We start from the raw sequence: 11,949 nt of genomic DNA, 5'->3' as shown, positions 1-11,949 counted from the left end.
CTATTCCGTGCTTCCGGCTCAGTGTCCCAGTCCCAACTCCCCCGGACAAATATTCCTGAACCACCTGGCGCTTGAACGCCTCGTTGTACTTCGCCATGAAAAACACCCCAAAGGTTGAACGGGTGTCCAACTTTTGGGGTGCAGTTCATCCCGGCGGATCGCCCTTCTTCTTTCCTCCCGCCCCGATCAGGCCACGACGATGCGGCGCGGGTCAGCCGACGCCAGTGCCTCGGCCCGGTTCGCGCTCGGCGGGTAAATCCATTCCGTGTTGATCTTTGTCTTCAGCGCCTTGGCCTCGGCACCCGACAGCTTCACCTGGCGGTCCCAGCCCTCGGTGTAGACCGCCCCCCACGGCCCCAGATCCAGACAGGTCACGTACTTCGGCTGGCTGTATGGGATCGGCGGCTGGCCCAGCAGGTCGGCTGCCACGTTGTGCCCGGCGGACCGCCCCAGGTTCATCGCGTGCTGGCACGACATCATCGTGACGTTACCCTCGTCATCGGTCGCGGCACGGGCCACATCGCCGGTGGCGTAGACATGCGCCACACCATCGACCTTCAAGTTGCGGTCGACATGCAGCCGGCCGAAGTTGTCGCGCTGCGCGGGGATCTGGTCAGTCAGCGCGCTCGCGCGGGCGCCTGCGGTCCAGATCACGGTCTGCGCGTCGATGCGCTCGCCGCTCTCCAGAGTGACGCCGTCCGCATCCACCGACGCCACACCGGAGCCCAGCTTCCACGTCACGCCGAGTGCGGTCAGCGCCTCGGTAATCACCGGGCGCGGCCCCTGGCCCAGGTCCGGACCGATCTCGCCATTGCGCTCCACCAGGACGACGCGCACTGCGGTATCGGCACCGAGCACCTCGCGCAGCCGCGCCGGTATCTCGGCCGCCGTCTCGATGCCGGTGAAGCCAGCGCCCGCAATCACCACGGTATTGCGCGCCACGCTGTCGGGTTGACCGGCCAGCCCGTGCAGATGCGCTTCCAGCCGCGCGGCATCGGCCACCTGGTCGACGTTGAAGGCATGCGCTTCGAGTCCGTCGATCGTCGGGCGAAACAGCCTGCTGCCGGCGGCCAGCACCAGGCGGTCATAGCCGAGCGTCTGGTGCGAGGTATCGGCGCCCACCCCCTTCACCTCCACTTCACGGGCCGCCACGTCGATGCGCTCCACGATGCCCTGTACGAACCGCACACCGGTGGCGGCGAAGATCTCCAACAGCGGCGCCTTCATCTTCAGCGGGTTCTGCTCGTAGAGCCGGGGACGCACGTGCAGCGCCGGCTCCGGCGCGACCAGCACGATTTCCACATCGGTGCGCGCGGCCTCGTCGAGCAGACGGGCCGCAGCAAGGGCGCTCCACATGCCGGCAAAACCGGCGCCAATGACAAGAATGCGGTGGGACATCTCTACTGCTCCTGAATTGATCTGTACTACCCTGACCAGCGGCGGCGCCGCTTCCATCTCCAGGCCGCATCCTCCGACGCGGCATAACTACGATTCTATTAGTCGCAGTTAATGCGCGCAAGAAATTTCTTGGATGGGAGTGACGCCAATCCATCCGCTGCTTGCGGGGAGACCGAGAATTGACTATCTTTATCTACGACTATTCTAGTCGCAGTACGGATCGGAGTCGCTCCTCTTCGTGGCCGACGCCACCGACACCGAACTCACCTCCAATCCTGGCAGTAAGGACCGAACATGCGCATCGACTACACCAAAACCTCCCCTGCCGGCGTCAAGGCGCTCGGCAGTGTCTACGGCTACATCACCCAGTCCGGGCTTGACCCCGCGCTGGTGGAACTGACCTACCTGCGCATCAGCCAGATCAACGGCTGCGCTTACTGCCTGGACATGCACACACGCGACCTCACGCGCCGGGGCGTGGACGTGCAGAAGCTAGCGCTGATCCAGGTCTGGCACGAGGCCGGCAACCTGTTCTCCGACCGCGAAAAGGCCGCGCTGGCCTGGGCCGAATCGGTGACGCGCGTTGCCGACACCCATGTGCCCGACGACGCCTTCCAGGCCGCCGCTGCCGTCTTCGAGGAGAAAGAGCTCGCCGACCTGACCATCGCAATCGGCCTCATGAACACCTTCAACCGGCTTGCCATCAGCTTCCGGCGAGCGCCGGAGGGAGTGGTGTAACGGCCATACAGCCCCTCAGAGGCGTGTTCGCCACGTGTGGAGGGCGGCGGCCCGTGGTGGCGACACTGGCCATGCCGGGTCACTCAACGAAACGCCGCGCGGACCTCGTCGACCGTGTCGTGCGGACGCTGCAGGTGCGGGTAATGGCCCGTGGCGGGCAGCAGGTGCAATGGCGCTCCGGTCCTGCGCGCGAACTCGACGCCCATTTCCTTGCTGATGTAGATGTCCTGTTCGCCCCACACAACGCGCACCGGGGTCTTCAGGCCCGGCAGCAGCGCCTCGAACGCATTCTGATCCCGCGTGAAGTGCGCGTAGTAATGAGCGAACGCGTCGGCCGACGTCAGCGCCCCATTCTGCCAGCCATGTGCAAGATCGGCCTGGTACTCCGCATCCAGCGCATAGCGCGCCGCCTCCGGCAATCCGCGCGTGAACGCGTTTTGCAGGATCTCGTCGCGCGAGGCATTGAAGGCCCCACGCACAGCTTCGGCCGATGCAGGCTCCTTTAGCGCCTGCAGGCGTTCCTGCATGTACTGCGGCCGGTTGAACGGTGCGAAGTCTCCGACGATGATGGTCCGGGCGATACCTGGCCGGTCGATGGCCGCCAGCAACGCCGGCAACGCCGCGATGTCGGTGGCGTAGATCACCAGGCGGCTGCTGTCGATGCCTGCTGTGTCGATGTAGCGCTTCAGTACCGTGGCGTAGTCGCGCGGCGCGTAGGCGAAGCGCTCGACAGGCGGGCGTGAAGAACCGCCATAGCCCGGCCAGTCAAACGCGTGGACTTCGTATTCCTGGCCGAGCGTCCTGGAAATCTCTTTCCAGGCGAGCATGGTTTCCGGAAAACCATGCAGGAACAGCACGGTACCTCGCGGTACCGCCGGCCGGACCACCATCCGCCGCAAACGCAACCCGGCATCGACATCCACATGACTCACTTCTGCAATGGGCTCGCTGGCCGCCGCGCCTGCGGTTCCTGCGCCGCCCATCAGCGCCGTGGAGACACTGATTGCAGTGGCCACCGACAGCGCCGAGCGACGGGTTGCTGATTTCGCTTTCATCTCGTTTCCTCCTGCGCCGGCCGGGCCGGCAATCTGTTGCATATGCAGCATTAGAGTGATGGGATGTATCCAGTCTGTTGTCGTGAGACGGGCAAACGGTATGGCCGTGTATCCCTGCGCCGTGCAGATACATACGCGTACAAAACAGCCGCCCACTTACTATTCCTTCAAGGCATCATCGGCGCCCTCGGGTTGTTCCCAAATCTTAGGAGTCAGACATGAGAGCTCTTACCCACGTATTCGCCGCCGCAGCGCTCGCGGTAGTGCAGATGACGGCCACCGCACAAACGGCTCCGGACACCAGCCGTCCACCGGCCGTCCTGCCGCTCGAAGCGGAGCCGGCGCCCCGGGTTGTGGCTTACCCGGCATTGCCGGAGCCGCTCGCGCGGGGCGTCGTGATCGTCCAGTTCCGCACCGAGAACTTCCGGGTGATCCCGGTGTTCGGCAAAGCGGCCACCCAGGTTTCGCCACGGGTCGGCCATCTGCATGTAACCATTGACGAGGGCCCGGCCACCTGGGCGCACACCAGCGAGGATCCCATCATCGTGGTGGGGCTGCCGCCGGGGCCGCACAGGGTGCGGCTCGAACTGGCCGATCCCACGCACAGGATCCTGGCGACGGAAGTGGTGACCGTGACGGTCCCCGATACGCGGTCTTCGGCCGCCATGGCCGCGCCGCCAGCACATCGGCACTGAGTACGGTACGCTGGCAGTACTTCATCGCTTCCCGTGAAACATGCGACCCGAAAAGCGTTCTGCGCCCGGCAACCCGGGCACCGAGATTTTCCGGCACTGCGTGATGACCCGCGCCCGGCAGATCTCGCGCGTCCTGACCGCTGCCTACGATCAGGCGTTGCGCCCGTTCGGCATCAACGCCACGCAGTTCACGCTGCTGGTGCTCGTGCACGAACTCGGCCCGATCAGCCGCGCCGATCTCGGACGGCGCAATCATCACGACCGTTCCACGCTGACGCGCAACCTGCAGCCGCTGCTCGCGGAAGGGTGGATCGCGGAAGACGTGGCGGAGGCCGCCGATGGCCGATCGCGGCCGCTCTCCGTGACCCGCGCCGGCAAATCGGTGCTGAAAGCGGCCGCGCCCGCGTGGGCGCAGGCGCAAGCGGCCGCCACGGCCATGATGGGAGACGACGGCGTGGCGGCCATCATGGGCATTGCGGCGAAGCTGCCGAAGCGGGGGGCGTAGGACTGCGGCGGCCGCCAGCACGTCCGCACGCCTCTCCCCCCTCCCAGGAGCGATCGATGTGCGTCAACTACGCCCCCATCCAGCGGCAAGTCCTGCGTGACATCTTCGGCGTCGAGCCGCCGGCCCGGCTGTGGGCGGACGAGGCGTGGCCGGACACCCTCGCGCCCATCGTCACCGCCACCGATGCCGGGCGCGCCTGCGCGTTGGCCTCGTTCAGCATGGTGCCGAAGCGCCAGATCCCCGCCGGCACCCGCTATTTCCCGACCGCGAATGCGCGTACGGAGACCGTGGGCACGCTCAAGTCCTTCGCCAGATTCTGGAAGGCCGGCCAGCTGGCCCTGATTCCGGCCAGCGCGTTTTACGAATACGCCTATCCCGAGGCCGGCACGCCCGAGCGGCCCGGCAAACCCGTGCGCTGGAAGCTCTGGCTGCCGGACGAACCGGGCTTCGGCATCGCCGGCCTCTGGCGCGCGTGGCCGGACGACACGCTGTCTTTCACCATGCTCACCGTCAATGCCGATGCCCACCCGCTGCTGTCGCGCATGCACCGGCCCGGCACCGAGAAGCGTTCGGTGGTAATCGTGCCGAAGGCCGATTGGGATGACTGGCTGCGCTGCCGCGATCCGGAAGTCGCCCGGACGTTCCTGCGGCTCTACCCGGCCGGGCGCATGGCGGGGGCGCCCGCGCCGATGCCCCCCGCGGCTGGAAAAGCGGCTCCCGAATCAGCTCCCGAATCGGCTCCCGAGTCGGCACCCGAGCCGCCCGCGCCCGAGCCCGGATCGTTGTTCTGACTCAGGCGCCCAGGCGCGGCGCAGCCCCCAATTGGGTGACCGGAACGCCCCTCCGACAGAGGGTGTCGGGCGCTGCGCTTGTTGCCCATACTGACCTGCACCGGCCAAAAGAGCCGTTCCTATAGGGGTCAGACCATGTATGTCGCCGTCTCTTTCGTCGGGTACGTTCTCGCTTTCCTCATCGCCCTGATCGTCGCGGCGCGCTGGATCTCGCGTCATCATCCCGGCCTGCGCGATGCCGATGCCGACCGCCTCGCGCGCGCGGAGCCCACCACCCGGCCGCTGATGCCGGACTGAATCCGCCGCCCTCCGGAACTTCCCCGCGCCGCCGGGAACCTATCGCCGGACGGCCTTCTGCTGCACAATGCCCGGTCAGTCGCCTGTCGCGCGGCAGCAGAAGAAAAAGGAACCAGGATGGCTACATCGAACAAACTGCCCGCATGGACCATCTGGTCGCCGCTGGCCGCGTGGGCCGCATTCGGCCTCGGGCTGATGCTGCCGGGCCAGGGCTGGCTTGTGGCGATCATGGCCGCCGCGCTGGCCGGCGCCGTATTTTCCGCGGTGCACCACGCCGAGGTGGTGGCCCACAAGGTGGGCGAGCCGTTCGGCACGCTGGTGCTGGCGATTGCGGTGACGGTGATCGAGGTGGCGCTGATCGTCTCGGTCATGCTGTCGGCCGGGCCGGAGAAGGCCGGGCTGGCCCGTGACACCGTGTTCGCCGCCGTGATGATCATCTGCAACGGCATCGTCGGCATGTGCCTGTTCGTGGGCGGCCTGCACCACCGGGAGCAGGAATTCCAGGCGCCCGGCGCCAAGGCGGCGATGGCCGTGCTGGTGGCGCTGCTGGTGCTGACCATGGTGCTGCCCAATTTCACCAGTTCCACGCCGGGGCCGATGCTGACCTCGTCGCAACTGGCGTTCTCGGGGCTGATGTCGCTCGTGCTGTACGGCAGCTTCGTGTTCGTGCAGACGGTGCGCCATCGCGACTACTTCCTGGTGGAGAGCAGCGACGAGAACGAGCACGCCGCACCGCCGCCGGGGCGCGTGGCCGCCGCCAGTGGCGTGCTGCTGGTGGTGTGCCTGGTGGCCGTGGTGGGGCTGGCGAAGATGCTGTCGCCGTCCGTGGAGGCGGCGGTGGCCGCCGCGGGCCTGCCGCCCGCCGTGGTGGGCGTGGTGATCGCGGCGCTGGTGCTGCTGCCCGAGGGGCTCGCCGCGCTGCGCGCCGCGCGGCTGGACCGCCTCCAGACCAGCATGAACCTGGCGCTGGGTTCGGCGCTGGCCAGTATCGGCCTGACCATTCCCACCGTGGCGGTGGTCTTCATCGGCCTGGGCCGCCCGCTCGAGCTGGGGCTGGGCCCCAAGGAGATGGTGCTGCTGTTCCTGACGATGATCGTCGCATCGCTGACGCTCGGCTCCGGCCGCACCACGATCCTGCAGGGCGTGGTGCACCTTGTGATCTTCGCCGCCTACCTGTTCCTCACCATCGTGCCCTGACGGGCGCGCGCCGCAGTCCTCAATCGGCGCGAATGCCCTTTTCCTTGATCAGGGCACTCCACTTGGTGGTTTCCTTCGCCAGATGGTCGCGCAGCGCTGCCGGCGTGCTGCCGATCGGCTCCGCGCCGATGCCCGCCAGCCGCTGCTGCACGGCGGGCTTCTTCAGCGCCTCCAGCATGGCCTTGTTCAGCGCGTCGATGACCGGCTGGGGCGTCCTGGCCGGCACGAAGGCGGCGAACCACGGCGACAGCTCGTAGCCCGGCAGCCCCGCCTCGGCCAGCGTCGGCACGTTGGGCAGCGCCGAGGAGCGCTTGGCGGTGGTGACGGCGATGGGCGTCAGCTTGCCGCTGTCGATCTGGGGCTTAGCCGAAGTGATGCTGTCGAACATGTAATCCACCTGCCCGCCGAGCAGGTCGGTCATGGCCGGGCCCGACCCCTTGTACGGGATATGGAGCAGGTCCACCTGCGCCATCGACGTGAACAGCTCGCCAGCCAGATGGATCGACGTGCCGTTGCCAGCCGACGCGTAGGTGTACTTGCCCGGCCGCGCCTTGGCGCTGGCGATCACCTCCGCCACGGTCTTGGCCGGCGTCTTCGCCTTGTTGGCAACCAGCACGTTCGGCACCACGGCCAGCAGCGAGACCGGCGCGAAATCCTTGATCGGGTCGTAGCCGAGCTTGCCGTACAGCGCCGGATTGACCGCCATGCCGTTGGCCACGATCAACAGCGTGTAGCCATCGGCCGGTGCGCGCGCCACCAGTTCCGCGCCGATATTGCCGCCTGCGCCGGGGCGGTTTTCCACCACCACGGCCTGGCCGAGCGTCTTCGACATATCCTCGCCCAGCGTGCGGGCGATGTTGTCCATTGCGCCGCCGGCCGGGAACGGCACGATCCAGCGGATGGGGTGGTCGGGATAGGCGGCGTGGGCGGTGCCCGCCACCAGCGCGGCGGCGGCCAGGAGGGCCGACAGCGGGGCCGACAGCGATGACCGGTAAATAGATTTCATAGTCTCCATTCCTTTTTGTGTATGTCGATCAGGCGGGGCTTCGGCCGCCGCTCAGGCGGCCCGACGATAGTGCGCGAGCTTGTCCTCGTCCAGCGCCAGCCCAAGGCCGGGGCCGGTGGGCAGGTGCAGCGCGAAGTCCCGGTAGGTGGGCCGCTCGGCCACGATGTCGTCCTTGAGCAGCAGCGGGCCGAACAATTCGGTGCCCCAGGCGAGCTGTGGCAGCGTGCAGAAGCCATGCGCGGCGGCGATGGTGCCGACGCTGCCTTCCAGCATCGTGCCGCCATAGAGCGCGATGCCGGCCGCGTCGCCCACGGCCGCCGTGCGCAGCATGCCGAAGATGCCGCCGGACTTGGCAATCTTGAGCGCGAACACGTCGGCGGCGCCCAGCCGTGCCAGTTCCATCGCGTCTTCCGGGCCGGTCACGGCCTCGTCAGCCATGATCGGCACCACGAAGCGTGCCGCCAGCCGCGCCAGCGCCGTGCGGTGCTCGCGCGGCGTGGGTTGCTCGATCAGGTCGATGCCGGCCGCCTCCAGCATGGCGATGCCGGTGGCCGCGTCCGCCTCGTTCCACGCCTGGTTCACGTCGACGGTCACGCGGGCGCGGTCGCCCAGCGCGCGCTTGATGGCGGAGACGTGCGCCACGTCGTCGCGCACGGCGCGGCGGCCGATCTTGAGCTTGAACGTGTTGTGGCGGCGCTCGGCCAGCAGGCGCTCGGCTTCCTCGATGTCGCGCGCGGTGTCGCCGCTGGCCAGCGTCCAGAGCACCGGCAGCGTGTTACGTACGGCACCGCCGAGCAGCGTGGCCAGCGGCACGTTCAGGCGCTTGCCCTGCCCATCGAGCAGCGCGGTTTCCAGCGCGCTCTTGGCGAAGCGGTTGCCGCGCGCCACCTTGTTCAGCCGTGCCATCGCCGCATGGACGTTGGTGGCGTCCTGGCCGATCAGCGCCGGGGCGAGGTAGGTGTCGATGGTCAGCTTGATGCCTTCGGGGCTTTCGTCGCCATAGGACAGCCCGCCAATGGTGGTGGCCTCGCCGATGCCTTCCACGCCGTCGCTGCAGCGCAGCCGCACGATCACCAGCGTCTGCTGCTGCATGGTCGCCATGGCCAGTTGGTGGGCCCGAATGGTCGGGAGATCGACCAGGATGGCCTCGATGCCGGTAATCGTCGTAGTCATACTTTCTCGATGCTTGGTATCAGTTGCAATCGAGCATACGCCTTGACTTTACTGGCGTCCAAGACCGATGATGTCTCGATCAATACCCTATGGGTATGCATCGACCCGACCAAGGAGGCGCCATGGAACTCCGGCACCTGCGTTATTTCCAGACCGTTGCCCAGGAACTTAATGTGACGCGGGCGGCATCCCTGCTGCACATGGCCCAGCCGCCGCTGTCGCGCCAGATCCGCCAGTTCGAGGAAGAGGTGGGCGTGGCGCTGTTCGATCGCGTGGGCCGTGGCCTCAAGCTGACCGAGGCCGGCCGCTTCCTGCTCGAACAGTCGCTCCAGCTGACCCAGCGGCTGGAAGAAACACTGGAGGGTACGCGGCGCATCGGCCGTAACGAGAAGCGCTGGTTCGGCATCGGCTTCGTGCCTTCGGTGCTCTACGGCGTGCTGCCCGAACTGATCCGCGTGCTGCGCGACGACGCCAGCCAGATCGAGGTGGGCCTGACCGAGATGATTACGGTGCAGCAGCTGGAGGCGCTCAAGTCCGGCCGCATCGACCTCGGCTTCGGCCGGCTGGCGCTCAACGATCCGGCCATCGCGCAGCGCGTGGTCAGGGCGGAGGCGCTTGTGGCGGCGCTGCCCGCCAGCACCGCCGTGCCGACCACGCCGCTGACGGCAGACGCGCTGGCCCGCCATCCGCTGATCCTCTACCCGGCCCGCCCCCGCCCCAGCTACGCGGACCACGTGCTGTCGCTGTTCCGTGCGCAGGGGCTGCAACCCCACGTCGTGCAGGAAGCCAACGAGTTGCAGACGGCGCTGGGGCTGGTGGCGGCGGGCATCGGCATCACGCTGGTGCCGTCGTCCGTGCAGCGGCTGCATCGGGACGATGTGCGCTACGTGCCGGTGGACGCTGCCGGCTTCGTCTCGCCCGTGATCATGAGCTACCGCGCCGGCGACGTGTCGCCGTACCTGCTGCGGGCGGTGGAGTGGGTAATGCGGCAGAGCGGCGACTGACACGCGTTAAAGCGGCCCATGCAGCACTTAAACATCCTGTGCCGGCGGCAGGTATTCCATCCCGGCTTCCTCGTAGAGCCCGTAGATCATCTCCAGCATCGCGCGCAGGTCGGGTGATTCGTCGGCGATGCGCATGCTCATGATGATGGGCGAGACCAGCTTCGGGTCATCCAGTTCGAGGTAGGTGACGTCGTCGCGCTTGAGGCCGTGGACGCTGCTCGGCACCACGGACACCCCCTCTCCCGCCGCCACCAGCCCCAGCGCGATCTGCAACTCGCGCACCTCCTGAATACGCCCCGGGCGCAGCGCGCGGTCGTGGAAGGCTTCGAGCACCTGGTCGGCAAAACTGGGGCGCGGCGCCTTCGGGAAGATGATCAGCGTTTGCCCGATCAGGTCGTGCAGCGACAGCACCTCGCGCCCCAGTGACAGCGGATGCCCCTGCGGCAGGGCCACGATCATCCGCTCCTCGCGCAGCACCACGCGGCGCACCCCGGGGTCGTCCTGGCGAATGCGGCCGAAGCCCACGTCGATCCGCCCTTCCTTGAGCGCGCGAATCTGGTCCATGGTCGACATCTCGTGCAGCGTCAGCTCAATGTCGCTGTGCTCGGTCCGAAAGCGGCGGATGATGCGCGGCAGCATGCCGTACAGCGTCGAGCCGACGAAGCCAATCGACATGGTCCGCTCGATCTTGCCCACGCGGCGCGTCATGGCCTCCAGCTCGGCGGTCTGCGCCAGCAGTTGCAGCGCGTGGGTGTAGAAGAAGCGCCCGGTGTCGGTCAGGCGCAGCGGCCGCGCGTTGCGCTCGAACAAAAGCACGCCAAGCGCTTCCTCCAGTTGCTGGATCGACCGCGAGAGCGGCGGCTGGGCGATGTGGAGCCGCTCTGCGGCCCGGGTGAAGTTGCGCTCCTCGGCCACGGCCACGAAGTACCGCAAATGTCTCAATTCCAAATTCATACCTCAGGGGTATCGTCCGGATACTCAATCAGTCTTGGACGGTCAAAATCCCCGTCAACTATGCTCCTTACCACGTTGGGCGGCAAGCCTTGATACCCCAAAGGCATTATCCGACCGATCGTTCGAAACCACGGAAGAGACATTAGGAGCGAGACAATGACGCACCCCGAGATCGCAGCACTGGTCAGGCAGTTCCTGGTCGAGACCGCCACCCAAGGCACGCCGGACCCGCGCGTGCAGCAGGTGGTGGTGCGCCTGACGACGGACCTGTTCCAGGCCATCGAGGACCTCGACCTGAGCCCGAGCGAAGTGTGGAAGGGCATCGAGTACTTCGCCGAGGCCGGCGCCACGCACGAACTCGGCCTGCTCGCGGCCGGGCTGGGCCTGGAGCGCTTCCTGGACATCCGCGCCGACGAGGCCGAGGCCCGCGCCGGCCTCACCGGCGGCACGCCGCGCACCATCGAAGGCCCGCTCTACGTGGCCGGCGCGCCGGAATCCACGGGGTTCGCGCGGCTCGACGACGGCAGCGAGGACGGCAAGGGCGAGGTCCTGTTCATGCAGGGCACGGTCTACGGCACCGACGGCAAGCCGCTGCCTGGCGCGCGCGTCGAGGTCTGGCACGCCAACCTGATGGGCAACTACTCCTTCTTCGACACCACCCAGTCCGCCTTCAACCTGCGCCGCACCATCGTCACCGACGCCAACGGCCGCTACCAGTTCCGCAGCAACGTGCCGATGGGCTACGGCTGCCCGCCGCAGGGCACCACGCAGCGGCTGCTGGACCGGCTGGCGCGCCACGGCCGCCGGCCCGCGCACATCCACTTCTTCGTCTCGGCGCCGGGCCACCGCAAGCTGACCACGCAGATCAACATCGACGGCGACGCATACCTCTGGGACGACTTCGCCTTCGCCAGCCGCGACGGCCTGGTACCCGCCGTGCAGCGCATTTCCAATGCCGCGCAACTGGACCAGCACGGCGTGGACCAGCCGTTCGCCTCGATCGACTTCGACTTCCGGCTGCTGGGCGACCTGCCCGACGCGCCCGCCGCCGAAGTGGACCGCCAGCGCGCCGCTGCCTGACCAGCCTGATCCCAGCCTGATCCCAGCCTGACCCCTGCTTGATCGCGGCGCGAGAC

Annotated in this window: 13 protein-coding genes; 8 read left to right on the top strand and 5 right to left on the bottom strand. The window is 67.5% G+C overall.

Annotated elements, in window-relative coordinates:
* Positions 1–186: 186 nt before the first annotated feature.
* Positions 187–1,398 (bottom strand): NAD(P)/FAD-dependent oxidoreductase, encoded by a 1,212-nt coding sequence (locus AB4120_RS10285; RefSeq protein ID WP_441642203.1) that lies wholly within the window; start codon positions 1,396–1,398, stop codon positions 187–189.
* Between the two features lie 294 nt (positions 1,399–1,692).
* Between AB4120_RS10285 and AB4120_RS10280 the strand changes: the two genes are divergently transcribed.
* On the top strand, positions 1,693–2,136 hold the full coding sequence (locus AB4120_RS10280) for a carboxymuconolactone decarboxylase family protein (RefSeq protein ID WP_441642202.1): 444 nt from the start codon (positions 1,693–1,695) through the stop codon (positions 2,134–2,136).
* An 83-nt stretch (positions 2,137–2,219) separates the two neighbouring features.
* On the opposite strand, the gene AB4120_RS10275 is transcribed toward AB4120_RS10280, so the two are convergent.
* A complete protein-coding gene (locus tag AB4120_RS10275; RefSeq protein WP_441642201.1) occupies positions 2,220–3,191 on the bottom strand; it encodes an alpha/beta fold hydrolase in 972 nt (323 codons plus the stop codon).
* A 218-nt stretch (positions 3,192–3,409) separates the two neighbouring features.
* Here AB4120_RS10275 and AB4120_RS10270 point away from each other — a divergent pair, with 218 nt between their 5' ends.
* The 5 genes from AB4120_RS10270 to AB4120_RS10250 all read left to right on the top strand — a co-directional run bounded on the left by AB4120_RS10270 (position 3,410) and on the right by AB4120_RS10250 (position 6,676).
* A complete protein-coding gene (locus AB4120_RS10270; RefSeq protein WP_149138001.1) occupies positions 3,410–3,886 on the top strand; it encodes a DUF6130 family protein in 477 nt (158 codons plus the stop codon).
* Positions 3,887–3,926: 40 nt separating this feature from the next.
* On the top strand, positions 3,927–4,391 hold the full coding sequence (locus AB4120_RS10265; protein ID WP_149138002.1) for a MarR family winged helix-turn-helix transcriptional regulator: 465 nt from the start codon (positions 3,927–3,929) through the stop codon (positions 4,389–4,391).
* 56 nt (positions 4,392–4,447) lie between these two features.
* A complete protein-coding gene (locus AB4120_RS10260) occupies positions 4,448–5,182 on the top strand; it encodes an SOS response-associated peptidase family protein (protein WP_441642200.1) in 735 nt (244 codons plus the stop codon).
* Between the two features lie 135 nt (positions 5,183–5,317).
* Positions 5,318–5,479 (top strand): hypothetical protein, encoded by a 162-nt coding sequence (locus AB4120_RS10255; protein ID WP_187645268.1) that lies wholly within the window; start codon positions 5,318–5,320, stop codon positions 5,477–5,479.
* 117 nt (positions 5,480–5,596) lie between these two features.
* Positions 5,597–6,676, top strand: coding sequence for a calcium:proton antiporter (locus AB4120_RS10250; protein WP_149138004.1), 1,080 nt, complete (start codon positions 5,597–5,599; stop codon positions 6,674–6,676).
* A 19-nt stretch (positions 6,677–6,695) separates the two neighbouring features.
* Here AB4120_RS10250 and AB4120_RS10245 read toward each other — a convergent pair whose 3' ends face one another.
* Together AB4120_RS10245 and AB4120_RS10240 are read right to left on the bottom strand one after the other, a co-directional pair.
* On the bottom strand, positions 6,696–7,682 hold the full coding sequence (locus AB4120_RS10245) for a tripartite tricarboxylate transporter substrate binding protein (RefSeq protein ID WP_149138005.1): 987 nt from the start codon (positions 7,680–7,682) through the stop codon (positions 6,696–6,698).
* A gap of 51 nt (positions 7,683–7,733) precedes the next feature.
* Complete coding sequence (locus tag AB4120_RS10240; RefSeq protein ID WP_149138006.1) at positions 7,734–8,855, bottom strand: muconate/chloromuconate family cycloisomerase; 1,122 nt, start codon at positions 8,853–8,855, stop codon at positions 7,734–7,736.
* Between the two features lie 122 nt (positions 8,856–8,977).
* On the opposite strand from AB4120_RS10240, the gene AB4120_RS10235 reads away from it, so the two are divergent.
* The gene (locus AB4120_RS10235; protein ID WP_149138007.1) at positions 8,978–9,859 is read left to right on the top strand and encodes a LysR family transcriptional regulator; all 882 of its coding nucleotides are present in this window, start codon (positions 8,978–8,980) and stop codon (positions 9,857–9,859) included.
* Between the two features lie 27 nt (positions 9,860–9,886).
* Here AB4120_RS10235 and AB4120_RS10230 read toward each other — a convergent pair whose 3' ends face one another.
* Positions 9,887–10,807, bottom strand: a complete 921-nt coding sequence (locus tag AB4120_RS10230) for a LysR family transcriptional regulator (RefSeq protein ID WP_149139282.1) — start codon at positions 10,805–10,807, stop codon at positions 9,887–9,889.
* A gap of 162 nt (positions 10,808–10,969) precedes the next feature.
* Here AB4120_RS10230 and catA point away from each other — a divergent pair, with 162 nt between their 5' ends.
* Positions 10,970–11,893, top strand: a complete 924-nt coding sequence (catA, locus tag AB4120_RS10225) for a catechol 1,2-dioxygenase (RefSeq protein WP_149138008.1) — start codon at positions 10,970–10,972, stop codon at positions 11,891–11,893.
* Positions 11,894–11,949 lie beyond the last annotated feature (56 nt).

Source organism: Cupriavidus sp. 2KB_3 (assembly GCF_052115685.1).
Lineage (GTDB): Bacteria > Pseudomonadota > Gammaproteobacteria > Burkholderiales > Burkholderiaceae > Cupriavidus > Cupriavidus campinensis.
Note: the sequence above shows the minus strand (reverse complement) of the source record. Positions and strands in the feature narration are given on the sequence as shown.